This window comes from Mesobacillus maritimus (genome assembly GCF_023715205.1).
In the GTDB taxonomy this organism is placed as follows: Bacteria; Bacillota; Bacilli; order Bacillales; family Cytobacillaceae; genus Mesobacillus_B; species Mesobacillus_B maritimus_C.
This window is the reverse complement of sequence record NZ_JAMBNR010000014.1, coordinates 47,050-73,812: the sequence shown is the minus strand read 5'-3', so window position 1 is coordinate 73,812 and position 26,763 is coordinate 47,050. Positions and strand designations below refer to the sequence as shown.

Here is a 26,763-nt window from a genome sequence, read left to right as displayed (position 1 = left end):
ATGAGATGAAAGCTGTTACTTACCAAGGGATAAAAAATGTAGAAGTAAGAGAGGTAAAGGATCCTTCAATTAAGAACTCTGATGATATTATCGTAAAAATTACATCCTCTGCTATTTGCGGTTCTGACCTGCATTTAATTCACGGAATGATTCCCAATATGCCAACAGACTTCGTTATTGGACACGAGCCGATGGGAGTAGTGGAGGAAGTTGGACCAGATGTAAGAAACCTGAAAAAAGGGGATCGCGTAATCATTCCTTTTAATGTGAGCTGTGGCTCCTGCTGGTATTGTCAGCATGAGCTGACAAGCCAATGCGACAACTCCAATCCTCATGGCGACATGGGTGGGTTTTTTGGATATTCAGAAACCACAGGTGGTTATGCTGGCGGACAGGCCGAATATATGAGGGTCCCTTACGGGAATTTCACCCCATTTAAGATTCCGGAAAACTGTGAAGTAGAAGATGAGAAACTTGTACTAATGGCTGATGCTGCTTCAACCGCCTACTGGTCTGTTGACCATGCGGGGGTGAAGGAGGGTGATACTGTCATTATACTAGGCTGTGGCCCAGTGGGCTTACTGGCACAAAAATTTGCCTGGTATAAAGGCGCTAAGCGGGTTATTGCTGTTGATTATATTGATTACCGTTTACAGCATGCGAAACGCACAAACAAGGTTGAAATTGTCAATTTTGAACAGCATGAAAACACGGGTCAATACCTGAAAGAAATCACCAAAGGCGGAGCCGATATTGTTATTGATGCAGTAGGAATGGATGGCAAGTGGACACCCATGGAGTTTCTGGCAAGCGGCCTAAAGCTTCATGGCGGAGCAATGGGAGCCATTGTAATCGCCAGTCAGGCAGTCCGGAAAGGCGGTACCATTCAAATTACCGGCGTATACGGCGGCCGCTATAACGGTTTCCCATTAGGTGATATATTCCAGCGAAATGTCGACATTAAATCAGGTCAGGCCCCAGTTATTCCTTATATGCCTTTCCTATACGATTTATTTTCTTCTGGCAAAGTCGACCCTAGTGACGTTGTCACCCATGTTCTTCCATTAGATCAGGCCAAGCATGGTTATGAAGTTTTTGATACAAAAATGGAAGACTGTATTAAAGTTGTGTTAAAACCATAATAAAACAAATACCCAGTTCAAGTACTTTAAAGTTAATGGCTGGGTTTTTGTTTGTCACTGATACATTTGAACGCCTCATAGGAGAGAATCAACAGTGGTTGTATCGTATGTTTAATGCAATAAAAAATCAACTGCAATTAAACAGCTGATTTTTCACTTCAATATATTACACAGGAAGATTTTCAACCTGCCCTTCAGTTGAAGAAGAAAAGCCGGCTGTCACTGTTTCCTTTTCACACCCAAGTTATGATTGTCGTACAGGATGAAAAGAAACTTTTTTCTACTTAACAGCTGATCGATCCTCAGATTCCTTTTCCAATACATTCTCAATATAATCTTTTCCCCATTCATACATAGCCTCTATAATCGGTAAAAGTCTTTTTCCATGCTCAGTCAGTGAATATTCAACTTTCGGCGGAACTACAGGGTAAACTTCACGATGTACTATTAAATGATCTTCAAGTTCGCGTAATTGATTAACAAGCATTCTTTGGGTAATACCCGGCATAAGGGATTTTAATTCACCAAATCGTTTTGTTCCTTCTTTGCCTAGATGCCATAAAATCAACAATTTCCATTTACCACCAATCACTGAAAGTGTTAATTCTTTTTCACAGTTGAAAGTTTTCTCTCCTAAATTCGGCATTCACTTCACCTCCCCTCTTATTTTATCCAATAGTATACTTTTTAGCACTATATAGGATACAAGTGCGTACTTTTTATTTCGGAATATACTCAGTATACTAACTAACGTGCTAGTGAGTAAATAGCTTTTCAAAAGGAAACATTTGCAAATGTCGAATGACAGCCCCTTAGCCATAAACATTCGATAAGGAGCGAATATAAATCTCAAATAGATAGTTTAGATAATCCCAAACCCGTTTGGGGGAATCCCCAAGCGTTCTTCAACTTTTTAGAATCCAAATTTGTGATCAGAACGGCGTATTTTGATCTTAGGAGGATAATTTTATGACTAGAAACTTATATGATCCTAAAACCGGTGGTGGAGTTGTATCAGAAGGTTTAAGGCAGGTACCTTATTTTGCTGAAGAATAGACTGTAACGCTTCATCCATAATTGAGTCAACAACAATGATTACTAAACGTTTAGAAGAGAGTTGCTGAGGCTGATTGAGCTGATTGGGAAGTTTATTGGGTGATTTTATTAAATAAAAGAGACGATTTCTCCTACTACTAGTAAGATTAATAAATATAAACGACACATTACTATCAATACAGATTTTCCAACCCCTAACAAAGTGTTTACTTAGCAAATAGTTCCTATTCACAGTAGCTCTTTTCGTCTTTGGCGGAAAAAAGGAGCTGTTAGGCCTTTTACTATTTGTTTCCCATCAAAATAAGTATTATTATTCGTGGGCATATAATATCAACTGAAAGTCAGGCGGTCGCTTAGTATATAGCAGTACAAAGTGCATTCGGTAATTTCTTAAGAACGAAGAAATGTTTTTTTATATTAACGAACTAATCATTTCAAAAATCAGAATTTTCAGTTAAAATAATACATGATGGAAACATATTATTTTTTACAACTTGGATAAATTGAAGGAATCAAAGGGGGGGATAGCTGAAACATGGAGCAGACTCAAAAGAATGTGTGGAAATTTTTCACAACATTTGATTGAAACTAACGCTTTGGGAATTTTCGTCCAAAAAACTGTACGCACTGAGTGACGATGGCAATCATTCACTACATTGAAGCCTTATACAAAGCTGCAAGATTGTTACATAAATCGTAAGGCTAATCCATTATGCAAGAAGGAATGATCGTGCTTTGAAGCACAAAACAATTAAAAGTGTTACATGGTCCTAAAGAGCTTCGCAGGGACCTACTTTGGACTGAGACCGATTGAAGGAATGTGGGCATACAATAAAATTCAAAGGAGGCACTTATATGACGGAGCATATCCTGAAAACCTTGAAAGACAAAGGCTTAACCGTACCTGAACACCACATTGGCCTTTTAACAGCACAGTGGGAAGCCTTCCAGCAAATGAAAAAGAATTTGGATCAAGCCAATGGCGCTGCTTATGACATTGGCCTAAAACATGTACCCGGAGGTGACCAATCATGAATCAGGAATTGCCAGCAAAATCGATTCAGGAATTATCTCCCTTATTGCGCGATAAGCAGATATCACCAGTCGAACTTGCCAATGCTGTCTTGACCAAGGCAGAATCAAATAATGAACAGGTCAACGCGTATATTGAAATCGATCGGGAAAAAGCGATCCAGGAAGCCGCTAGGGCAGAAAGCGAGATTATGAATGGCGATTATCGAGGCCCTCTTCACGGCATCCCAATGGCCTTAAAGGACATCCTGTACTTCAAGGGAGAGAGAGTGACTCTCGGGTCGAAAATCCATCAAGACTTCGTTCCTGACTATGATGCAACTGTTGTATCCAAATTGAAACAAGAAGGCGTTGTTTTCACCGGCAAACTGAACATGCATGAATACGCTTGGGGTGCAACCACAACGAATCCCCATTTTGGCGCCTGCCATAACCCTTGGGACCTCACCAAGATTCCAGGCGGTTCGAGCGGCGGTTCGGGTGCTGCAGTTGCTGCCGACATGACCATCGCTTCCCTTGGAACAGACACGGGAGGCTCCATTCGAATCCCTGCTTCAGCATGTGGGATCATCGGCCTGAAGCCGACTCATGGAAGAATAAGCAAATATGGCTGCTTCCCTTTATCATGGTCTCTAGACCATATTGGTCCAATGACAAAAACCGTTTACGATGCTGCCTTGCTTCTTGAAACTCTTTCAGGTTATGACCCTCAAGACCCGACTTCAGTCAATACTCCATCAAAGAACTTTACATCCTTATTATCCGAAAACCTAAACGGCACCGTGATTGGCATCAATGAAGAATATTTCTTCAAAAACGTTGATAAAAAAGTCGAGGATACAGTACGAGGAGCCATACATGTACTTGAAAGATTAGGTGCCAGGATTGAAACAGTCAAACTTCCGGCTCTGCAATTCTCTGAATTTGCCGAACTGGTCACGATCACTTCAGAAGCCAGCGCAATCCACCATGACAACCTGGTCAAACAGCCAGCGAACTTCGGGGATGATGTCCGCTTCCTATTGGAGTTCGGCGAGCTGATCTCATCGGTAGATTACCTGAAGGCCCAGCAAATCCGCCGCCAATTGGACAATGATTTCGCCAAAGTTTTTGAGGGCATTGATGTGCTGATCACACCGACACTCCCATTCCTTCCTAATAATATTGGCGAGAGTACGGTAAGCATCAATGGCAAACAATTGAGTTTCCTTGACGAGGTTATCCGGTTCACCGGCCCTGGAAATCTGACCGGGCTTCCGGCTATAAGCATTCCTTGCGGGATCCAGGATGGACTGCCTGTAGGACTGCAAATCATGGGGCCGGCTTTCAAGGAGGAAAATGTATTGAATGTGGCCTATGCGTTGGAAAAGACAAATCCCTTAAAGGGGAGGAAACCAGCATTGTCAGGAGCAATCCCTCTATAGGTTTCCTATGCTACTGGATGATTATACTTTTAATGGAGGCCTTTAGCATGGGGCACATAAGCGTTCAATGGTGATAAATTATCTGAATCTGACAGTAATATTGGCAAATAAAAAGGAAAGCTCACTTATTGCGTGAGCTTTCCTTTATGTTACATTCAACTGGCAAATCTTGTTCAAAGTTTCGCTTCCCAGCTTGACCGGCACCACATCCATCAACACGTTGGATAGTGAACAAGATTGTTTTCTTAAAAGGCTCGGGGACAACTAAAACAGCTGTCTTTATACTATTTTTTGTATTACTAAATGAATAATGATTAAATGAACTATAAGTTAAGACAATAAAATTAGTTAGACTCAACGTTAGATGTCAAAAAGCTTATTGGACTATCCTATGACTTAAAAGAAAGAAGAAATAACTGAGTGTTTTTTGATAACACATAAAAAGGAACATTTTTCAATGGATGAAAACCAATATATTCAGAAGGAATCGAAGGAACGTTTAAAGAGCAGGATAGAAGCTGCAGCCAAAAGAAGAAAAGCAGAATTAGTCATTAAGAACGGTAAAATTATCGATGTATTCAATCAGGGTATAATTGAAGCTGACATTGCTATCCAAGACGGTGTCTTTGTAGGCATTGGTGAATATGACGGCGAACAAATTATTGATGCAAAAGGAAAATATATTTGTCCTTCATTTATCGATAGCCACGTACATATCGAATCCTCCATGGTTACACCAAAGGAATTTGCTAAGGCCGTGTTGCCTCACGGTGTGACAACGATTATCGCCGATCCTCATGAAATCGCGAATGTTGCAGGGGCTGAGGGGATTCAATATATGTTGGATAGTTCGGAAAATCTCCCCCTAAATCTATACATCATGGTACCTTCATGTGTACCAGCAACACCTTTTGAACATGCTGTTGCAGTTTTAACTGCAGAAGATTTAGCTCCATTTTATAACCATCCAAGAGTTTTAGGCCTGGGTGAGGTTATGGATTTTCCTTCTGTCTCCCATGCAGAGGAAAGTATGTTAAAAAAACTAGAAGCTGCCAGGGCACGAGGAGTTAAAATAGATGGTCATGCTGCAGGATTAGATCAAGATGCCATTAATGTCTATACGACCGCAGGAATCAAAACGGATCATGAAGCTATATCTGTTAGTGAAGCCAAGGACCGTCTGCAAAGAGGAATGTACCTGATCATTAGACAAGGATCAGTAGCTAAAGACTTGCTTACAATTGATTGATGTAGTTACGGATAAAAATGCCCGGCGCTGTTTATTTGGAACAGATGATAAACATTTAGATGACTTACTGTACGAAGGAAGTATAAACCACAATGTAAAAATGGCTATTCAACATGGAGTGGATCCCATTACCGCGATCCAAATGGCTTCATTTAGTGCTGCAGAATGTTATGGATTGCAGAACAAGGGGGCAATTGCTCCAGGGTATGATGCAGATTTTTTACTGTTAACAGATTTAACTCAGGTTGAAATCGAGGAAGTCTATTCAGCTGGAAAAATAATTGCCCAAAACGGTAAATACCTAGATCAGGATGGTTATGAAGTAAAGCCAGGCCAATCGTTACTGAGCAGTATTAAAATGGAGGAGGTTACTTCAGAACAGCTGCAAATCCAGCTGGAGGAAAGTAACTCGGCTCATGTTATTGAAATCATCCCAAATAGTTTAGTCACGAAACACCTGGTAGAAAAGGTTGAAGTTATAAATAAGTGCTTCCAGCCTTCAATCGAGCGGGACCAGCTGAAGCTCGCCGTTATCGAGAGGCATCACAGGACCGGACATATAGGCTTAGGAATCGTAAAGGGATTAGGTATGCAAAAGGGTGCACTCGCAACTACCATTGCTCATGACTCGCATAATATTATTACAGCTGGAACGAATGACAAGGATATGTTATTTGCAATAGAAACGATAAAAAAGATGGGCGGAGGATTAGTAATTGTCGAAAGTGAAAAAGTAATCGCCTCTTTAGCCTTGCCAATTGCAGGCTTAATATCTGGTGAGCCAGCCGAAAAGGTATACAGCGAGTTACTCAAACTGAAAAAAGGATTAAAATTTATAGAGGCATCAAAAGAATTCAACCCTTTCCTGACCCTTTCTTTCTTGGCACTTCCTGTTATTCCTGACCTAAAATTAACAGACATGGGCTTATTTGATGTTAAAAAATTCACGCATATCCAGTACAAGCTTAAGATACACTAAAAGACCCCCTTTGGCACTAACCAAAGGAGGTTTTTTTATTTCAGCTTATTCTGGAAGCAACGGGAACCGTCCCCTTATGCATCAAACACTCGCAACTGTTCCACTGATGGTTTTCTCGTGAAAGCACTGACTAGTGTAATCGTTAATAATGAGACTATCAGCGACGGAACCATTGGAGGTAGTCCAAAAGGCTGGTTTAAAATATACCATATAAGGGCAGTTCCTCCCCCTCCCAAGATACTTAAAAATCCGGCTGTTGCTGTTGCCCCTTTCCACATGAATCCTACATACATTGGAATGAGCAGGCCTGCTGTGTACATAGTATAGGCAAACACAATGGCTGTAACAATACTTGGCATCAGGAAGGCAAGCAGGAAACTAAGAGCCGCAAATACAGCAACAGCGATTTGGCCTGCCCTGCGAAGCTCTATACTCGAAACCTCCCGTTTCATCAATTGCTGATAAAAGTCCCGGGTAAAATTGATACTGGCACTTAGCAGGATGGAATTGGTAGATGTTACGATTGCAGCTAAGACAACAGCCAGCAACAGTCCGCCAACGAAAGGCGGCAGTACGGATGTTACAATCATAGCAAACACTTGATCGGGAACTACATCGGGACCCAGGATTCCTCTTCCCCCGTAACCTAAGCCAGCTGCACACAAGTAGCCGAAAAACGCCAGGGGCATGACCCAAAATAGTCCCTTTTTTGCCGTCTTGCTGTCTTTAGCAGAAAAGATGCTGGAAAATATCATCGATTGTGATACCGCGCATGTCCCGAAAGTGGCAATCGCCATATTAAAAACACCCAAACCGTCTGTTTTCGCCATTACCTGAAAATAGTCATCCGGAAGAGATTGAAAAACCATACTGACGCCGCCTCCCGTATAATAGAGGACTCCGACTCCCGTCATCAAGCCGCCAAAGATAAGGAATGCCTGCAGACTATCCGTGATGGCGACTCCTTTCCTGCCTCCAAAATAGGAAATCAATGTAAAGGATACAACACTAATGAGCATCGCAGGCAGCCGGTCCAATCCGATGAACGTCACCAAGATTCCGGTCATCGCAAGTATTTGCACCGTGATAACAGCAATATCCCCAATGATGATCATAAATCCACTTACATATCGGGACCGCTGGTCGTAACGCATCGCCAGCATATCAGGGACCGTAAACTGCTCCGCTTTCCGGAATTTTTCTGCCAGCACTAAACCTGCTGCCATAATCCCTAATAGTGCACCGATCCCGCTAAACCACCAATCAATCCCCATGAGATAAAAACTTCCCGTCCAGCCGACAACGGTCGCACCGCCGATGAAAGTTGCAAATAACGTACCGACTAATACCGGCAGACTAAGACTTCGGCCCGCCAGTGCAAAGTCTTCCACCCCACTGACATAGCGTTTGAAATAGATCCCGATCCCCACAATACACACTAAATAAATTAATATAGCAGCTGTAAACATACCCTTCCTCCTCAGATTATCATGTTGAAATCTTTTTTAGATTTTCACAACGGCATCCAATGGATAAATGGGCCGTTGAAGCTTTTTGAAATCGAATGTGGTAAAGTCCATTGTCGTAAGTCCAGGAGAATCTACTGTGATAATCTCCTTGCTTAAAGGCTCAAAGGCTGCTCTGAAGTGCTGGCTTGACTTAAGTGCAACAATTTTATATTTGGAGATATCGATTCCATGAAGCAAAAATACCTGTTCATCCAATACCTGTGATTTTACGGAACAGACAATGATATCCACTCCGCCGACTTGCAGCCTTACCGTTTTTCCAAGGTTTACGCGTAATCCGCCCCACATTGGAGAAGACTGGATAAATTGACCATCTGTCAAACTTTTCACATAGGCAGTGATTGCAATCGGCTTGCCATGCAAGGAGTCGGTTTTTCCTCCGAGCTCAACTTTGATCATTGAACCCACTCCAGCTTCATGAGCAATCTGGACAACTTCCTTATCATATATGTAGCCAAAGCAGGCGTTCTCCAAGTTCATCTCGAGCATCGTTCTTAGCAGGTATGTCCCATCGCCAGGAGTTCCGCCGCCGGGATTATCGGAGGTCTCGTTGATCACGATTGGGTTTCCGTTTACCCTTAATGCCTTTTCGATGCCTTCTTTTGGAGCGAGTGCTGGCGGAAAAAACTGCTCTTTTCTTTCCATAATCGTTTCCGCAATGCTATTAGAAATGTTTTCGGCAAGCTCAGTGTCATTATTGGTGATTGTTAAAATCCCCACGCCGACATCTGCGGTATCGGTGTATGGAAACCCATGAAAGAAGGTACAGTCAATGACATTCGGATCTTTCTCCCATTGCCAGCATAATTCATTTATATCTTTGGCTGGAGACAGATTCGTGGTTGAGGTAGGAATGATAAGCGGCAATTTAGCAAGACTCATAACAGGCTGAATTTCTTTCTGGACCACCCTGACAGCAACATCAATAGCTTCCTTTCCGCGTTCATAGGAATCAGTATGAGGATAGTAGTTAACCCCTAATAATACATCCGCTTCCTTGACCATCTTTTCAGTCAGATTGGCATGCAGGTCCAATGTACAAATGATTGGGATGGAATAGCCGACTACCTTTCGCAATTCATGTAAAAGATCGCCTTCCATATCATCGCTTCCATCGACAACGCCTGCACCATGAAGACTTAAGCAAATCGCATCAGCTTGTTCTCCCTCTATCCGCTTAAAAAGCTCGTCCTTTAGTTCTTCATACGTTTTGCGGTTAATGAGGCCAGAAGGATAGGCCATCGCAGAAAAACTGGGAACGACGCCGATTTCGAGTTCTTCAGCCCGGTCAATTATGCCTCCCAGATAGTCCCTGACTTTCCGGTGCTTTTGGAGGATTTCATCTCCACTGCACCACTCCCATAGCTGGAATGTCTCTTTCGTTGTTTCATCAGAAGCAAAGGTATTTGTCTCATGTGTGACTTGGCCTACGATAATCTTCATTCTGTTCACTCACCTCTTATGTATATTTAGTAAATTCTTTCATTCTGGCTAGATGGAATCGATGCCTAATATTTTCATATCTACTATCGAGCTGGATTCAGTCAATACAAAATTTTTAAAAAATTCACCCTAAAAGAGAAAAAGAGAATCCTCTCTTCTCATTAAGAATAGCTTTTTTCCGAAACCGTAAATTGCTTGATTGCTTCCATATTCGGCTCATATCCTAGTCCCGGTTTCTCTGGAACTTTAATCATTCCATTGTCAACGGTGACTTCGGGTTGAATTAGATCTCTGTCCCAATAACGGGACGACGCTGCTGTATCGCCTGGCATCACAAAGTTGGACAAGGTCGTTAAGGCAATATTGTGGGCCCGGCCAATTCCGGATTCAAGCATGCCGCCGCACCATACAGGAATACCGCGCTCCTGACAAAGGTCGTGAATTCGCCTCGACTCTGTCAGCCCGCCAACACGGCCAATTTTGATATTAATAATCTTGCAGGCTCCCAGCTCGATCGCCTTTCTCGCATCCTCATAGGAATGAATGCTTTCATCCAGACAAACTGGGGTTTTAATTTCTTTTTGTAGCACGGCATGGTCGATAATATCGTCTGATGCAAGTGGCTGTTCAATCATCATCAAGTTGAATTGATCCAGCTGCTTTAATAAATCAATATCTTTCAGCCGGTAGGCGGAGTTGGCATCAGCCATAAGCGGAACTTCCGGGAAATGCTTTCGGACTTTCCTTATAACGTCCACATCCCAGCCTGGTTTGATTTTCACTTTCATTCGCTTATAGCCTTCAGTCACATACTCATCAATGAGGTTGAGCAAATCAACGACCGTATTCTGGATGCCGATGCTGATTCCCACCTCAATCTCGCTGCCCGTACCTCCTAAAGCTGCAGCCAGCGGGATGCCCTTTTGCCTGGCATATAAATCCCATACAGCACTTTCAAAGGCTGCTTTTGCCATATTATTTTTCCGTATGTAGGATAGTGTTTCTGACACTTCATCGGGATGGCTCATTTCCTTGTTTAATAGATTCGGAATGATGAAATCCTCAAGCATATGCCAGTTCGTTTTCAATGTTTCTTCATTGTACCAGGGTGAATGGAAGGCAACGGATTCGCCCCACCCGCTCACTCCATTTTCATCCTTCGCTTCCAATAAGAGAAACTCCTTATCCTGGAACGTTCCGAAGCTTGTTGTAAAAGGAGATTTCATTCTCATTTTCATATGGCGCAATACCACTTCTGTGACTTTCAAATCTGTTCCCACCTTTTCTGCTTGAGTTGAAGTTCGTGTCTTTGAACCAATACATAATAATGCACGAGTCCTTCTTTTCCTTTTATAAAATCAACCAGTGCATAGCCTTGGGAAAATAATGTCTGGAGGATCTCTCTTGTTTTATAGCGCCAGTCCCTGGCCAATTCATAATTTTGGCTCTTAATAGTTTGGAAGTTTGCCGGAATCGGGACAAGCACCGGGTCACTTGCTCCCTCCCAACCTGTACTTAGGAGAACTGGAAAGCTGTCATCCGACACGCCCCATTTAAACGGATTTAGCGCAGACTCCGCTTCAACCTGCAATGATTCCTTCACATGAAAACTATTAATCCACCATTCTACCTTTAACCGGTCTGTTGGGAGTCCATGGTTCAAGCTGTCCTCCATATCTCCATAGCAATTTTCGACATAGGTAGAGCAAATGGCGTGCAGCTTGGAAAGATTCAAGTAGGCATTACGGCTTTCAAGCGGATCAAATGTCCATGTGATCAAGTCGTAGCCCATTTCTGAAGCGCTCTCTTTCTGCTTCTGTTTAAGCAGTGCGCCCAATCCTTTATCCCTGTGGTCCGGATGAATGCCAAGCATATGGGAGCAAAGATAGCTTTTGCCTTTGTCAAAACCGGCAAACCCGTAATTGAAGCCAATCATCAGTTCATTGTCATAAAAAGCCCCCAGCAGCAGGCCGCCGTTCTGGGCTGCTGTTATGGTTTGATGAATGGGAAGCGGAGGCATATTCCAAATTTCCCGCTCCAATTTTTGGATAAACTTCAGATCTGAAGCTGTCTTGAGAACCCTTACCTCAATGACACTTGTCACCACTCCGCCTCCTCTCCGTCCAGTGTATACATTACCGTCCGGGCTAAGATTTCGATTCCCGAGTAAATTGCTTCGCGGTTGAATGTCATGTTCGGATGATGAAGCCCTGGCTGCAAATCGCAGCCTAATCCAAGCATCGTTGCTTTTATGTTCGGTTTCTTCAGCGTGTAAAAATGGAAATCTTCTCCGCCTGAGGTAACGATCGGGTCCTTCAGCTGATTTTCACCAAGACCATCGATAATGGCGTTTTCCATAAAGCGCCGTGCTTCCTCGTCTACCTCTGCAGCGGCAACATGCGCTTTCATCTCCAGCGAAATCTTTACTCCATGCAATTTTGACAAGTATTCCGCAATCTCCTCGATTTTTTCGGTCAGTGCAGCGATCACTTCATTGGTTTGAGCCCGCAGATCGAGGCTGAACGAGGCTTTGCCAGGTATGATGTTGCCTGAGTCACTGCCTGCATGGAATTTTGTCATTTTCGCTGTGTATGGGACCATCGGATCCAGATGGATGTTCTTCATTTCATGGATAAACGATGCTCCAATCTCGATCGCATTCTGTCCAAGATGCGGACGAGCTCCATGGGCATCTTCCCCGATGATTTCACCGGCCAGGAATGTGGCGGCTCCGTGGTATATGGCGGCCGATGCCTCCCCATGCCGCATCTCCTGAATAGGCCTGAGATGAACACCGTATAGATAATCGACGTCATCCACAACGCCAAGCTCAACCAGCCGCAGTGCGCCTGTCCCCTTTTCCTCAGCCGGCTGAAAAATGAATTTCACTTTCCCTTTCGAAGGAAAGCCTGCTTTTTGAAGAAGTAGTATCGCTCCTAGCACCATGCTCATATGGGCATCATGCCCGCAGGAATGATTGGCCTGGAACTTGCCTTCCACCTCCTGCCAAAGTGCATCCATATCTGTTCTCACCGCCACACAGGGGCTGCCTTTCCCAATTTCGGCAACAAGACCCGGACACTCGCCAAACAGCTGGACATTAAATCCCCTGCCTTCCAGGAATGCCTGTAAATAATCTGTCGTCTTATATTCCTGCCAGCTGATCTCCGGATTTTCATGCAGATGGTTATAGACTTCGTCAATGGTCTGTTTTAACTCTTCGATGTAGTGTTTCAATCCATCTTCCCTCCCGGCTTGATAAAAAAGTGGTTGCTATCCAGTCTTTCATATTGTTCCTTCCTTTTTTGGAATCGGTCCTGATCCTTGACGGATACACCAGCGATGACCGCATTCAAAAATGAGAACAGTGCTGGTGCCGCATCAATTGTCGATTTCTCTGATGAATGGATATGAAAAAGCAAGTCTGCATGCTCCTTGATCGGCGCAATGCTGGAGTCCGTTATCCCGATCACAAAAGCTCCCTGCTTTCTCGCCAATTCCGCAAGCTTGATTGTGTCCTTCACATAGCGGTCAAATGAAATCGCAATAAACGTCGATCCTTCATCCATTTCATTAATGGTTAACAGCAAATCATCCGTATCCGGGCGGATCAGCTTTGTATCCCCCCGGACAACTCCCAATGTAAACGCGAGCCAGCTTGCTGCCGAAAAAGACGACCGTAAACCAGACACATACATTTTATCTGTCTCGATCAGACGATCCACAAAAGCTTCAAAATCTTCCTCATGGATATTCTGGATGGTTTCTTGAATATGGATGTAATCCTTCTCCATCACACTTGCAAAGAATTTTGGCTTCTCCGCAAGTTCCACCTTGCTTGTGAAATACTGGCCAAGCGTGCTATTGCCTTGCAGAAGCTGCTCACGAACCACCTTTTGCAGCTGGGAAAACCCGGAAAGATGAATCGAATAGCAAAAGCGGATCACCGTTGTCTCACTGACACCGATTATCTTCCCAATCTCCCCCGCCGACTTCACCGCAAAATCTTTTGAATGATCCAGCAGATACATAGCTACCTTCTGCTGGCCTTTAGAGAGCTTATTAAACTCTTTTTCTATCGTTTCTTTTAAAATCATCTGGTTTCACCTACAAAAATGAAGTTTGTGCTGTATTTTTATCAATTATGAAGTTTAAAATTCATTTTTTATAAAATTAACATATTTTTCTGAATAAAACAAGAAGCATGAGGAGATTTTTCTGTTTCCAAAGGAAGTTGTGAAGACCGTTCCCCTGTTTTTTACAAATTGAAAACTGGAAAATTGAAACCCCATAGGCTAAAACCGCGACTTCTTTCTTCTCTGGCAATCAAAAATTTAGCGGGTTTGGGTGGAAACCCAAGAAATATAAAAAGGCACAACGAGCTTGATTAAAGCTCGTTATGCCTTTTTTCTTACAAAACTTCCGAATGTCCGATATAAAAACCGTCCTGTCGCTTCTTCGCTGATTATCCAGCTCACATCACAAACCCTCCATCGACATACAAAGTCTGCCCTGTCATAAACTGGCTCCAATCGGAGGCAAGAAATAGTACTGGTCCAGCGATATCTTCAGGGCTGGCAATTCTTCTCAAAGGGGTTTGGGCGATGATCATTTCCTTAAGTTCTTCCTTTGTCGTTCTGCTGGCGTCTGTAGGATAGACAAGACCGGGTGCCACACAATTGACCCTTATTCCAAAAGATCCTGTTTCTGCAGCCAGATTCCTGCTATAGCCCATAAGAGCAGTTTTGGCCGTATTGTATTCATGATACGGAACGATCGGCCTTTCGACCAGGTTGCTGATCACATTTACGATGCTTCCCTGGCTTTGCTTTTTCATGAGCGGCAGAACGGCCTGGCACATATAATGAGCCGAACGGACAGCGCCGTCAATTTGCGCCTGGTAGTCGTCCCACTTTAATTCCGAAGCCAGCTTGCGCTGCTCGGGATCAAAGTGAAAAGGGCGAAAGGCGTTATTGACAACTACATCTATTTTCCCTGTTTCCAGCACTACCTGTTCCACCATTTCATTTACTGCTGCTTCTGAAGTCACATCTCCCTGGACGGCCCAGCCGTCGCCGCCAAGCGCAATGCATTCTGAAGCCACTTGTTTTGCCTTTTCTCCATTTTGGAGGTAATTGACGATGACAAGGGCGCCCTCTTTGGCAAAAGCTCGAGCAATGGCCGCTCCAATCCCGCGGCTCGCTCCAGTTACCAGAACCACTTTTCCTTCAAATTTTTTCACTTTTTTATTTCCTCCAACAGCTCTTCCGTGACAACATTCTCCAGATCAAGCTTATTCTTTACGAGGCCCAGCTGCTGGTATGTGTCGGCCCCTTCCTGCAAGATGGCTGGATCAAGTGTACCTAATCCCCGTTTATCTGTATCAGGTGAAACACTGGAAGCATTGCGCAGTTTGATGATTTCCAGATTCTGTTTTTCGTCTTTGCCGTCAATCGCATATTTTTTCGCAAGCGCAGCTGCTTCTTCGGGATTTTCAAGCATCCATTGTGCACTGTCACGATAAGCGGACAAAAATGCCTTGAGCTCGGCTCTTTTTTCTTCGTAAGTTTCCTCGGTGACAACAAATACATCGCTTGGCACATTCAAGTAATCTTTTATCTCCATGACATTCACTTCGCCCAGTCCTTTTTGTTTGCCAAGAAATAAACCTGTATCGGTAGCCGCTGTTGCATCTACCTGGCCCTGCATGAGCGGCGCAAAGTTCAGGAGGCCGGTTTCAACGATCCTGACATCTTTTTCAGAAAGCCCTGCATTATGCAGAAGGACCAATAAATTTTGGCGGGTTCCGCTTGACAGGCTGTAAACGCCAATCGTTTTTCCTTTTAGGTCTTCCGGCTTGGTAATATTGCTTTCTTTCAGCGATACAACGTTAAAAACATTTTGCGGATAAATATTGTAAATCACTTTTAGCTTTGCCCCCTGGTCCAAGGCAAAGTAAATGGAGCCTGGATCGGTAAAGGCGATGTCGGCTTGTCCGGAAAGAATGTTTTTGATGGCATCCCCGCCGCCGGCTCCGGGTATCACTTCCACATCAATCCCTTTCTCTTTAAAAAAACCTTTTTGTTCATCTACGAGCATATTCGTTTGTTCAGTAATAAGCTGGCTCCAGTTGGCGACCGTAATTGGTATTAATTCTTCTTTTTCTGGTGCGGAGCTTCCCTCTTCTTTCGCCCCGCATGCCACAACAATCATAAGAAGGATAGCGGCGATGAATAAACCTTTTAACTTCATGTTTTAATTCTCCTTTTTATATGGTATTGTCCATCTTTTCTCAAACAAAGAAATGACTAAATATAGAATGATTCCCATTCCCGTTAACAGAATGATGGCGGCAAACATGAGCGGTGTATCCATCATCCCCTGGGAAGCAATGATCAGCGTTCCCAATCCCTGGCTGCCTCCAATGAACTCTCCGACGACCGCTCCCACTACAGCCAACACGACGGACACTCTCAGCCCGGCTAAAATTCCCGGCAAGCCGGCAGGAATTTTCAAATGAACAAGTGTCTGCAGCCGTGAAGCCCCCAGCATCCGGAACAATTCCTGCTTTTGCTTGTCGCTGGACCGGATGGCGGTAATGGTATTTTCGAGCAGCGGGAAAAAACATACCAAAGCAGTGATGACAACTTTTGACGTCATGCCAAACCCAAACCAAAGGATGAACAGCGGAGCGAGGGCCAGCTTTGGAACAGCCTGGCTTGCAATGATATAAGGGGACAGAAGCTTCCGTAAAAATGTGACCTCTCCCATGAGGATGCCAATGACAAATCCCAAACCTCCCCCAAAAAGCAGCCCAAGCAGCACCTCTGAAGCTGTCCGGATGATATGCGGCGTAAAATAGCCGCTCACCATTCCTTCCCAAAGGGCAGACCCGATAACAGAAGGTGCCGGCAGCACAAGCTCTGACATTGTTCCAGCCGCCATTTCCCAGATCCCTAGCAATAAAACCAGCAATAAAAACGAAAACAGCGGCATTTTATTCATGACTGGTTTCCGCCCATTACTTGCCGTAATCTGTAACATAGTTCATTGAAATAAGAATCATACCTCATTTCCATCCTGCGTGGCCGTTCAAGCTCAACCTTTGACTGATAGACCATTTCTCCTTCTGCCATGACACCGACCGCATCGGCTAAATAGACAGCTTCTGAAATATCATGGGTAATAAAGAGAACCGTCATATTGTATCTCCTGCACATCCGCAAAAGATCGTCCTGCAGCTCATCTCTTGTAATAGCATCAAGGGCGGCGAAGGGTTCATCCATAAACAATAAAGAAGGCCTTTGAACAAGCGCTCTCACAATGGCGGCTCGGCTCTGCTGCCCGCCTGATAACTGCAGCGGGTATCGATCCGAAAACGAGGCCAGCCCAACTAGCTCCAATAGCTCCAAAGCCTGCGTCCGGTCTTCTTCCGTGAGTTTTCGTTTCAGCGAAATCGGGAGCAGCACATTATCCATTACTGTTTTCCATTCCAATAATGTGGGAGATTGAAACACGAATCCGCAATCCGGGGAAGGCTTTACCACTTCGCTCCCTTCAAGATGAATCCTGCCTTTATCGGTTTGCAGCAAACCGGCGGCAAGCTTTAACAAGGTGGTTTTTCCGCAGCCGCTTTTACCAATTAAACAATGAAACTCCCCTTTGTTCATTCCCCAGTTAACATTATGAAGCACAGGATTTTTCCCGCGATAACTATAGGTCACATCTTCGATTGTCAAAAAACTCATTCCAAAACCTCCTAATCTACATAAGGAGCAAAACGTTCACTATCCTCTTCGGCCGAACCTTCAATATCAACCATGCTGATTAAATCCAGCAGATTGAAGCGGCCGTCATGATGCCAGCCCGCTTCAGGCGAGGTCATCCTTCCTAAAGCGGAAATCCGCGTCACTCCAATTCCTCCCAATAACTCTGCCCACTTGAAAAGTTCCTTTGGGCTTGCTGCCATTCCAACCGTCTGAAGATAAGAACGGTAAGGCTGGATCAAAGGAAGCAGGTCTTCCACCTTATCAAACGAAATGACTCGAATCATCCGGTTCAAAGGGCTTGGCGTAAAGTCGGCATCCTGCTCCTCGCAGACAACAGCCCACTCATTGGCCGAATGTCCAAGCACCGCCTTGCCTCTAGTGGAAAAAAGGCTCATTTCTTCTTTCTGCCGCCAGGAGCCGAGGGAAGAGGATTCTTCCATGGTCAGCCTTCGCCGCGGGTACCGTTTGCCAAGGTTGTCCAGCTCGGCTGCGATATAACGGGCAAACTCGCCTGGGGACACTTTGCCGCCGGTTTGAACATAAAAAAGATGGGGTGAATAACAGCCCTGCTGGTCATAGCGAACCACATCCATGGCAGCCTGATGGGCGGTTTTCCATGCCTTTTGTGAGTCAAGGGCCGCATTGGAGACAATTCCAAAGCTCACTTTATGGCCAAATGGGAGAAAGCGGGTGGTAATTGGAATCCGGCTTTTAAGTGACTCCAGCGCCTGATTGCCTCCATACCCGATAACGAGGTCCGATTGTTGAAATACCAATTTTTCGCGCTGTTCATCTCCGCCTTTCCACCACACAACCGCAAAGCAATTCGCAAGCATTGGTTCCACCTCGACTAACAGGCGCGCAAACCAGCCGGCAAACAGCGGCTCGGCACTTGAAACTTTCCCGAGGTTCCCCCCCTTTACCAACAGACCGCACACAAAACTCCACAGCGGCAGCGCTGGGACATTCCCTGACCAGACATGGGTAGTCAGCTCAGGCCCCACCGCTTTTGAAAACCCTCCTTTTACCCGCGGCTGAAAGTCATCGAGCAATAATGGGTTTCCCAAATCTTCGGCAAGAAAACGCTGCAGCTCATGCTTGCGAAATGATTTTAAATAAGAAGTAAGCCCAAGCCGGATGATCTCTTCATCAAAGCCTGTCACATGCGGCAGCAGCTCTTCCGCTTTTTGGCGGAAGGGTGAACGGCGGTCAAGCATCTGTTCGGTTACCTTATCGATGATGTTCACCATTTCTGAAACGCTGAGTGATTTTAACACTTCGGCACTGCCCTTTTTGACCGTTTCAATGACCTTGTTCATCTGCTCGTCTGTCAGCAGCGGCACCTCCACTTCCAGATCCTTGAACTTCAGGATATTCAGCTCGAAGTCCTCTTCTCCGATATTAGGGATATAACCTGCCCGTTCCCTCATTTCGCCGGTCCCTTTGCTAATTGTATAAACTCCTCGACTGCCATCGAGCACCCTCTTGCTTCGGCTCCCTGGACTCTTCCTAATAGAAGAAATCCGCCGTCGACTTCCACTCCAAGGTCTTCGGTCAGGATTGTCGTAACCGAATTGAAATTCGCCAGATCACAATGAACTAGAACCCCGCGCTCGCCCTTTGGCACCTCTTCTCCTGTCAACGGATTGACGACTCTCGTTTTAATCCAGTGAGGCCCTGACTTGACCGACGGGACGACTTCATTTCCATTGTCATAAAATTGCGTGCTTAGCTCCGTCACTCCGTACATATTGATGCAGCGGCTTCTGTCCACGCCCAAATAAGTGGACAGCAAATAATAGAATTCATCCAATTCCAGCTCCTTTGACTGGTTTTTGTAGCCGCCTGTATCCAGGATCCGGCTTCCCTTTGGCAGTGAGAACGTCTTCCCAGCGCGTTCCAATCCCTCAAAAAGATGCACAAAGCTATAGCTTGCACCGACCAAAGCATAAGGCTCGCCCGTTTCTTCCGCCCGGCTAAGTTCCCTCAACACTCCGTCCATGTCCAGGCCGTTCCCATTTAACAGGTATTGGCTTTCTTCGGTTCCAAACTCCCCGACGGCAAGAGCGAGGTAGTGGGCCAAGGATGAATTTTGCAGTTCCTTTTCTGTCGGAAAAAGCACTCCCATCCGGATTTTCTCCCTGTCTTTCATAAATCTTTGTTTATAGTTTGCGATCATCGAAAGGTCATAGATTTGGAGGGTCGGATGATAATGCTTTCCTTTTATCCCTCTTGTCGTGCCGCTGGTCATAAACACCGCTTCCGCCGATTCCGGGTCTGCACTGCTCAAAGGAACCTCTTTAAAAGCATTAATCGGGACAAAAGGGATATCCCTCCAAGATTTCACCAGTCTCGGCGTTTTTCCTTTTTGCCTGCAAAATGCCTGGTATGGCAGATTGTTGTGATATTGATAGATAAAGATTCTCAAAGCCAGGTCATTAAAAGCTTCTTCGGACGGGGAATCCTGTTTTATAAAATGTGAAAGTTCATCGATGATCCTCAGCTGCTGATTCATCTGCTTCAAATCCTTTCTGAATAAAGTGAAATTTTCGTTCATATGAAGTTCTTTATGCCGGGGCTGAACCCTTTTCTGGACAAAATAAAATGCACTTCGCCTAAGCAAAGTGCATAAAAAAGCCTTTTATCACTCTCCCTACGCTGGCATTACCCAACAGGTTCAAACGGTCTACGGCAGATCAGCCGTACTCTCAGCCTGATTCCACAGGCTCCCGATTATGTAATGTTGTTAGTTATTATGAAAAAGTGTACCTTTTATCTAATAAGATTGCAAACACTTTAATAAATATTTCTATAGTTAAAGAACGGCCCCTATTATCACCAACTATTATATAAGCCGCCTTGACTGGTCAGGTATTCCCCATAGTTCCACGAAACAAATAAGAGGTTGTACCAGTAGCTGCGCGGTACAACCTCTTATTAGAACAAAAACTAACATTGGCATCATAACTTAAAAGTGCTTTAAGCAATATCCTGAACAAAACAGGCATCATTGAAGTAAATCACTTCGGCAAGGAATTTGCGCCCTTTGATGTTCATGAAGGCATCTTTTGCTTCTTTTTCAGTCTCAAATTCAAACATGGTTGTGTTGTTGTCATTGGAATAAACAGTGATTACCCACATAAAATATCCTCCTAAACTATTCCTCAATCGTTAACTGATATGTTTCTAAAAACTTTGTATTAAAATCCCCATTCACAAAGGCCTCATGTTCAAGCAATTTAAGATGGAAGGGAATCGTTGTTTCAATACCCGTGACAACAAACTCCTCCAGGGCGCGCTTCATTTTCTGAATCGCTTCATCCCGGTCCTTGCCCCAGACAATCAGCTTTGCCACCATTGAATCATAAAATGGTGATACGGTGTAACCGGGATAAACGGCGATGTCGATTCTTACACCAAAACCGCCCGGAGGAAGATACATCCCCACTTGGCCAGGGGAAGGCATGAAATTTTCCCTTGGGTTTTCGGCATTAATCCGGCACTCGGTTGCCCAGCCGCTGATTTGGACGTCGCTTTGGGCGAAGGAAAGCTGATGCCCCGCCGCCACTGCCAGCTGCTCCTTAATCAAGTCTACGCCGGTGACGAGCTCTGTAACCGGGTGCTCTACCTGAATACGCGTATTCATTTCCATGAAATAAAATTGGCCATGCTTGTCCAACAGAAACTCGACAGTACCAGCCCCATGATAGCAAACGGATTTGGCTGCCATAACGGCCGCTTCTCCCATTTTATTTCGAAGCTCACTATCAAGAGCCGGGGACGGCGCTTCTTCCAGCAATTTTTGATGGCGACGCTGGATGGAACAGTCCCGTTCACCGAGATGGACGATATTCCCGTATCGGTCGCCGATAATCTGAATTTCAACATGGCGCGGCTCTTCCAAATATTTCTCAAGATACACACCCGGATTGCCAAAAGCGGTTTCGGCTTCCTTTTGGGCCTGTCGGATGGCTTTTTTCAGTTCTTCCTCATCAGACGCTACTCTCATGCCCTTGCCGCCCCCGCCTGCCGTTGCTTTGACAATCACCGGAAACCCGATTTCTCTAGCCACGATCAGCGCCTCGTCCGGATCCTCAATCAATCCATCTGTACCGGGAACGGTTGGAACGCCTGCTTGTTTCATCGTGTCTCTTGCGACCGCCTTTTCACCCATCTTCCTGATCGCTTCCGGGTCAGGCCCGATAAACACGATATCCCATTTTGCACATATTTCCGCAAACTCGGTATTTTCGGCCAAAAAACCGTAGCCGGGATGGATGGCCTCCGCTTTTGCTGCTGTGGCTACAGTTATAATATTGGATATATTTAAATAGCTGTCCCTGGAAGCCGTATTGCCGATGCAATACTTCGTCCGCCAGCTTAACATGCATGGCTTCACGATCAGCTTCTGAATACACTGCAACGGTATGTATCCTCAGTTCTTTGCACGCCCTGATAACGCGGACGGCAATTTCACCGCAATTCGCAATCAGCACTTTCTTGAACATGCAGCTCTCCCTCCTTTCCTCTTAATCAACATTTTTTATAACGAATATAGGCTGACCGTATTCAATCAGCTGCCCGTCCTCTGCCAGAATTTCGACAATTTCGCCGCTCACTTCTGAGTGAATTTCATTGAACAGCTTCATTGCCTCCAGGACACAAAGGACCTGATTCTCCTCAACCTTTGTACCGACTTGCACAAATGGCTCGGCATCCGGATTGGAACGGGAATAGTAGGTGCCAACCATTGGAGCGAGAACCCGATGTTGCTCCTTGTCGGTGCTGCTGGAAGCTTCTTTATCTACTTTCTCTTTTTGCACAGCAGCTGCTGCTGATATAGATTCCTGATTTTCAGGCGTTTCTCCCACTTGAATCCGTTCGGAGGACTGCCCGCTTGCCGCTATCTTTTCCACGAGCACCTTCATTCCTTCGGCTTCAAACTTAAACCGGTCAACGGAAGATTGATCAACTGTTTTGATTAAATCTTTCATCTGATTGAGAGTCAGCATTTTACATCTCCCTTTTCATTCTTTATGCTTTTTTAACTGAAGGCCCATTTTCAGCTGTTGCATTTTTTGTTCTTGTTCCAGGTAAAGCTGCTCGGCCTCTTCGAGCGTGATTTCCTTGAAACGGGTTTTTTCGCCCGGCTTCAACTGGGCAATGAGTGGCAGATCCGCGGTTATAACTTGGGCAATTTTCGGGTATCCGCCTGTCGTCTGCCGGTCGGCAAGCAGGATAATCGGATTTCCATCTTTCGGCACCTGGATTGTCCCGTGGGACACGGCCTCCGATATAAGCTCAAACGACTCTTCAGCCTTTAAAGCCCGACCCTCTATGCGGTACCCCATCCGATCAGAGTTTGGAGTGATTTTAAATTCCTGCTCAAAAAACTGCTTTTGACTGGCTGGGGTAAAATGGTCGAATTCTCCCCCTCTTATGACACGGATCTCCGTTTTATTTTTGATGTTCACTACAGATGCTGGATTGACATACCAGTCCGCCGCAGCAAACGGATGGAAACCGCCTTTGTTCTTTAGCTTTATGAAAAGGTCTTCAGATTTTTTCGGCATTTTGTTGCACTGGATTATATCTCCTGCCTTTAGTGCACGCCCTTTAAACCCGCCGATCCCCCCGCGCAAATAGGTGCTTTTGCTGTTCATTACTTCTTCCACGGCAAAGCCGCCGGACACAGCTACATAGGCGCGGCTGCCTGTACGGCATGCACCGAAGCTAAGGATGCTTCCTTTTCTCACATAGACAGGCCGCCATAACGGAACAGGCTCTCCATCAATTTGCGGAGACAGGTCTCCGCCCGTAATCGCGATGAATAAGTCTTCCTTCACCGTTAAGGAAGGTCCCACCAATGTGATTTCCAATGCAGCCTCCCCCTCCTGATTGCCCACCAATAAATTGGCAATTCGAAGAGAGACAGCGTCCATCGCTCCGCTGACGATCACACCGTATTTCTGAAACCCGTATCTTCCCAAATCTTGCAGACTAGTAAGGAGCCCGGGACGTTCAACTTTTATGCTCATAAATTCTCACCTTATATATCTTATATTCTTCAGGAGGAATCGGCTTGAAACGTATCACATCTCCTGATTGGAGCAGGCTAGGCGGATTTTCATCCGGAAGAAATAAATCTGCCGGTGTACGGCCGATGATTTGCCAGCCGCCGGGTGTTGAAATCGGGTAAACTCCTGTCTGCGAGCAAGCGATTCCCACCGATCCTGCCGGTATTGATAAACGCGGTGAAGTATGGCGAGGTGTCGCGATCTTCTCGGACATTCCACCCAAATAAGGAAAACCTGGAGCGAACCCAATCATGTAGACGAGGTAGTCCGCTTCTGAATGAATTGTAATCACTTCACTCGGCAACAAATGGTTATGTCTGGCAACAGCTTCTAAATCCGGGCCAAATTCCCCTCCGTAGCAGACAGGAATTTCCACTACTCTCCACTTGTCTGTGTTCGTTTCTTCAAGTCCTGTTACCATTTCTTCCAGGATGGAATGAACTATTTTATATGGCGAGCGTTCTTTCCCGGAGAAGGAACCAGAATCCCCCTGCCGACGAACAACTAAAGGATTATAAAAAACCGTTACACTCGTAAATGCCGGGATACAATCCAAAAATCCTGCAAAGGGATGTGTTTCAAGGTAATCGGTGAATGCTTTTACCCTTAAGTGAACATCCTCATTAATTTCTGCGCCAAACTGGACAAGGATGGCTGAGTCCCCGAGCGGCTTCATCTGACTCTTCGCTCTTCCTCCAGAGATTGGTTGAAGCATTTCCCATCCCCCTTATTCCGTTTTTAGGAATTTAAATTCTTATTTTCGGATTATATCACTATTATAATTTTCAGAAATAAAAATTACAACCGTTACCTCCTCATTTCTTTTGTATAAACACTTACCAGGATGAAAAAAACTCAAAACCATTGGAACCTGGGGGAAAACATTTTTTATTAAAATTTCCTTTTTGTTTCCTGACAGATTTATTCAAACTTATATAGTATGCATTAAGAGGGTTTTATGGTACGATATTCGAAACAATAGTTCCTAAATTCGGAATTATCACATTCATCGTTAGGGGGGCATTTTTTGTATCAGATTGATTTGAACTGTGACTTGGGAGAGAGTTTTGGAGTTTACCAATTGGGAATTGATGAAGAAATTCTTCAGTCTATTACATCGGCCAACATCGCCTGCGGCTTTCATGCGGGAGACCCGTCCGTCATGCGGAAAACCGTAAGGATTGCTCTTAAAAACGGCGTCAGGGTCGGCGCCCATCCGGGACTTCCTGACTTGATCGGCTTTGGTCGGCGCAACCTAAGCATTTCACCGCAGGAAGCCTATGATATGGTAATTTATCAAATTGGTGCTCTTTATGGGTTTTTGAAGGCTGAGGGCGAAAGAATGCAGCATGTGAAACCACATGGCGCCCTGTACAATATGGCCGCAAACGACGAAGCATTGGCTGAAGCAATCGCAGAAGCCGTCTATAAGGTGGACCCGCAGCTGATCCTGTTTGGTCTTGCCGGCAGTGAACTGGTACATGCCGGGGAAAAAGCCGGCTTGCAAACCGCACAAGAAGTATTTGCCGACCGAACCTATCAACACGACGGCTCACTTACACCGCGCAGCCAGCCGGACGCACTTATACATGATGATGAGCAGGCCGTCTCGCAGGTTGTCCGCATGGTGAAAGAAAACAAGGTTCTTTCCAGCCAAGGCACGGATGTAACTGTGAAGGTCAATACGGTCTGCATTCATGGAGACGGCCTAAAGGCACTTGCATTCGCCCGCAAAATAAGGGGAGTTCTTGAAGCTTCGGAAATTACTGTGAAAGCAATTGGAGGATAAGAAAAAGGAAGAACAAGGGGGACCAACATGGAACCACTCAAAGTTTCACCACAAAAGGGTGATAAATCACCACCTGCGCCCAAGTTAATTTGGACATTGCTAATGGGGGCAGCTTTCCTGAGGCTACTTCTGCCGTTGGGCCTGGTTTACTGACACAAACAACCGTATTCACGCAAACCTTGGCCGCCAGTTTTGGCTTTGTCATTTTAGTTTCGATTATATAGATATCTTTGCCCAAACGAATGTATGGCGTATCATTGCGGTATCCGAAAAAAGGGGACAGGATATCGCCAATATGGTCTTTCCTGGATTGGGGTATCTCCTATCCTTCCTGATCGTAATGGGCGGACTTGCTTTTAATATCGGAAATATCGCCGGTGCCGGACTGGGATTGAATGCCCTGGCTGGTATAAATCCCGAAACAGGTGCGGTCATTGCTGCCGTGATTGCCATCTTTATTTTCCTTGTTAAAGAAGCCGGGAAAGCAATGGATCGGTTTACGCAAATTGCAGGGTTTGTCATGATTGGTTTAATGCTGTACGTTGCCTTCTCGACAGCGCCGCCTGTTGGAGAGGCGATTGTAAAGAGTGTGGCGCCGGACACCATTGATATCCTGGCAATCGTCACACTCGTGGGCGGTACAGTAGGCGGATATATTACGTTTGCCGGCGGGCACCGCCTCCTGGATGCCGGCGTAAAAGGAATCGATGCCTTGCCAGAAGTGACCCGGAGCTCGATTGTCGGGATTTTGATCACATCAGTCATGAGGATTGCTCTCTTTTTAGCCGTGCTTGGGGTCGTTTCAAAAGGAATGCAGATTGATCCTAATAATCCCCCATCCTCTGTTTTCCAGCTTGCCGCTGGCAATATCGGCTATAAAATATTCGGCATTGTCATGTTTACTGCTGCTATTACGTCAGTTGTTGGAGCAGCATATACCTCTGTATCTTTTATCAGGACATTTAGTCCGCGTCTGGATAAGAACTACAAAACGATCATTATTGGCTTTATTGTGATTTCTACACTGGCATTTGTTCTGATCGGAAGGCCTGTAAATGTATTGATTTTTGTTGGTGCACTGAACGGCCTCATTTTGCCGATTGCCCTTGGCGCCTTGCTGGTTGCCGCCTATCGAAAGGACATCGTCGGCGACTATAAACATCCATTATGGCTTACCATATCAGGTGCGTTTGTGGTCATAGTCATGGCAGTGATGGGAATCTATACATTAATTAATCAAATGCCAATGCTTATTAAATAATCATAGGAGGAAT

At 45.1% G+C, this 26,763-nt stretch carries 21 protein-coding genes, 3 pseudogenes and 1 riboswitch; of the genes and pseudogenes, 6 read left to right on the top strand and 18 right to left on the bottom strand.

The genetic code is table 11. From position 1 onward, the window contains the following. Positions 1–5 precede the first annotated feature (5 nt). Positions 6–1,142 (top strand): zinc-dependent alcohol dehydrogenase, encoded by a 1,137-nt coding sequence (locus M3182_RS18900; protein WP_046524574.1) that lies wholly within the window; start codon positions 6–8, stop codon positions 1,140–1,142. A 280-nt stretch (positions 1,143–1,422) separates the two neighbouring features. On the opposite strand, the gene M3182_RS18895 is transcribed toward M3182_RS18900, so the two are convergent. Next, a complete protein-coding gene (locus M3182_RS18895) occupies positions 1,423–1,788 on the bottom strand; it encodes a winged helix-turn-helix transcriptional regulator (protein ID WP_251559575.1) in 366 nt (121 codons plus the stop codon). Positions 1,789–3,053: 1,265 nt separating this feature from the next. On the opposite strand from M3182_RS18895, the gene M3182_RS18890 reads away from it, so the two are divergent. From M3182_RS18890 to ade, 3 genes and pseudogenes are all read left to right on the top strand, one after another. Then, positions 3,054–3,233, top strand: coding sequence for a hypothetical protein (locus M3182_RS18890; protein ID WP_251559573.1), 180 nt, complete (start codon positions 3,054–3,056; stop codon positions 3,231–3,233). Continuing rightward, positions 3,230–4,654: an amidase gene (locus M3182_RS18885; protein ID WP_251559572.1), complete on the top strand. Its 1,425-nt coding sequence runs from the start codon at positions 3,230–3,232 to the stop codon at positions 4,652–4,654. The genes M3182_RS18890 and M3182_RS18885 overlap by 4 nt, the downstream gene beginning before the upstream one ends. A 457-nt stretch (positions 4,655–5,111) precedes the next feature. Beyond that, positions 5,112–6,882, top strand: a pseudogene (gene ade, locus M3182_RS18880) (adenine deaminase). A 74-nt stretch (positions 6,883–6,956) separates the two neighbouring features. Here the strand turns inward: ade and M3182_RS18875 are convergent. The 17 genes and pseudogenes from M3182_RS18875 to pxpB all read right to left on the bottom strand — a co-directional run bounded on the left by M3182_RS18875 (position 6,957) and on the right by pxpB (position 24,415). Further along, positions 6,957–8,351 carry a sodium:solute symporter family protein gene (locus M3182_RS18875; RefSeq protein WP_251559570.1) on the bottom strand — a complete coding sequence of 465 codons (1,395 nt, stop codon included), beginning with the start codon at positions 8,349–8,351 and terminating at the stop codon, positions 6,957–6,959. Positions 8,352–8,387: 36 nt separating this feature from the next. Then, complete coding sequence (locus tag M3182_RS18870) at positions 8,388–9,854, bottom strand: M81 family metallopeptidase (protein WP_251559568.1); 1,467 nt, start codon at positions 9,852–9,854, stop codon at positions 8,388–8,390. Between the two features lie 161 nt (positions 9,855–10,015). Further along, the gene (gene menC / locus M3182_RS18865) at positions 10,016–11,122 is read right to left on the bottom strand and encodes an o-succinylbenzoate synthase (protein ID WP_251559566.1); all 1,107 of its coding nucleotides are present in this window, start codon (positions 11,120–11,122) and stop codon (positions 10,016–10,018) included. Next, positions 11,119–11,958 carry a GNAT family N-acetyltransferase gene (locus M3182_RS18860; protein WP_251559564.1) on the bottom strand — a complete coding sequence of 280 codons (840 nt, stop codon included), beginning with the start codon at positions 11,956–11,958 and terminating at the stop codon, positions 11,119–11,121. The genes menC and M3182_RS18860 overlap by 4 nt, the downstream gene beginning before the upstream one ends. After that, entirely contained in the window at positions 11,955–13,091 is a 1,137-nt protein-coding gene (locus M3182_RS18855; protein WP_251559563.1) for a M20 peptidase aminoacylase family protein, read from the bottom strand. Before M3182_RS18855 ends, M3182_RS18860 begins: the two co-directional genes overlap by 4 nt. After that, entirely contained in the window at positions 13,088–13,951 is an 864-nt protein-coding gene (locus M3182_RS18850) for a MurR/RpiR family transcriptional regulator (protein WP_251559561.1), read from the bottom strand. The genes M3182_RS18855 and M3182_RS18850 overlap by 4 nt, the downstream gene beginning before the upstream one ends. Before the next feature lie 377 nt (positions 13,952–14,328). Then, positions 14,329–15,096, bottom strand: a complete 768-nt coding sequence (locus tag M3182_RS18845; RefSeq protein ID WP_251559559.1) for an SDR family oxidoreductase — start codon at positions 15,094–15,096, stop codon at positions 14,329–14,331. Continuing rightward, complete coding sequence (locus tag M3182_RS18840; protein ID WP_251559558.1) at positions 15,093–16,106, bottom strand: ABC transporter substrate-binding protein; 1,014 nt, start codon at positions 16,104–16,106, stop codon at positions 15,093–15,095. The genes M3182_RS18845 and M3182_RS18840 overlap by 4 nt, the downstream gene beginning before the upstream one ends. A 3-nt stretch (positions 16,107–16,109) precedes the next feature. Beyond that, on the bottom strand, positions 16,110–16,859 hold the full coding sequence (locus M3182_RS18835; RefSeq protein WP_251559556.1) for an ABC transporter permease: 750 nt from the start codon (positions 16,857–16,859) through the stop codon (positions 16,110–16,112). Then, on the bottom strand, positions 16,856–17,602 hold the full coding sequence (locus M3182_RS18830) for an ABC transporter ATP-binding protein (protein WP_251559554.1): 747 nt from the start codon (positions 17,600–17,602) through the stop codon (positions 16,856–16,858). Before M3182_RS18830 ends, M3182_RS18835 begins: the two co-directional genes overlap by 4 nt. Positions 17,603–17,613: 11 nt before the next feature. Continuing rightward, entirely contained in the window at positions 17,614–19,053 is a 1,440-nt protein-coding gene (locus tag M3182_RS18825; RefSeq protein WP_251559552.1) for an acyl-CoA reductase, read from the bottom strand. Continuing rightward, positions 19,050–20,138, bottom strand: coding sequence for a LuxE/PaaK family acyltransferase (locus M3182_RS18820; RefSeq protein WP_251559550.1), 1,089 nt, complete (start codon positions 20,136–20,138; stop codon positions 19,050–19,052). The genes M3182_RS18825 and M3182_RS18820 overlap by 4 nt, the downstream gene beginning before the upstream one ends. A gap of 118 nt (positions 20,139–20,256) precedes the next feature. After that, positions 20,257–20,366, bottom strand: a riboswitch (TPP riboswitch). Positions 20,367–20,602: 236 nt separating this feature from the next. After that, a complete protein-coding gene (locus M3182_RS18815; RefSeq protein ID WP_251559548.1) occupies positions 20,603–20,764 on the bottom strand; it encodes a hypothetical protein in 162 nt (53 codons plus the stop codon). A 16-nt stretch (positions 20,765–20,780) separates the two neighbouring features. Then, positions 20,781–22,131, bottom strand: a pseudogene (accC, locus tag M3182_RS18810) (acetyl-CoA carboxylase biotin carboxylase subunit). 21 nt (positions 22,132–22,152) lie between these two features. Beyond that, on the bottom strand, positions 22,153–22,635 hold the full coding sequence (gene accB / locus M3182_RS18805; RefSeq protein ID WP_251559546.1) for an acetyl-CoA carboxylase biotin carboxyl carrier protein: 483 nt from the start codon (positions 22,633–22,635) through the stop codon (positions 22,153–22,155). 15 nt (positions 22,636–22,650) lie between these two features. Beyond that, positions 22,651–23,661, bottom strand: a complete 1,011-nt coding sequence (locus M3182_RS18800) for a 5-oxoprolinase subunit C family protein (protein ID WP_251559544.1) — start codon at positions 23,659–23,661, stop codon at positions 22,651–22,653. Further along, complete coding sequence (gene pxpB, locus M3182_RS18795; RefSeq protein ID WP_251559542.1) at positions 23,645–24,415, bottom strand: 5-oxoprolinase subunit PxpB; 771 nt, start codon at positions 24,413–24,415, stop codon at positions 23,645–23,647. Before pxpB ends, M3182_RS18800 begins: the two co-directional genes overlap by 17 nt. A gap of 312 nt (positions 24,416–24,727) precedes the next feature. Between pxpB and M3182_RS18790 the strand changes: the two genes are divergently transcribed. Both M3182_RS18790 and M3182_RS18785 read left to right on the top strand, forming a co-directional pair. Then, on the top strand, positions 24,728–25,489 hold the full coding sequence (locus tag M3182_RS18790) for a LamB/YcsF family protein (protein WP_251559540.1): 762 nt from the start codon (positions 24,728–24,730) through the stop codon (positions 25,487–25,489). A gap of 102 nt (positions 25,490–25,591) precedes the next feature. Further along, a pseudogene (locus tag M3182_RS18785) lies at positions 25,592–26,750 on the top strand (NRAMP family divalent metal transporter). The last annotated feature ends 13 nt before the right edge of the window (positions 26,751–26,763 follow it).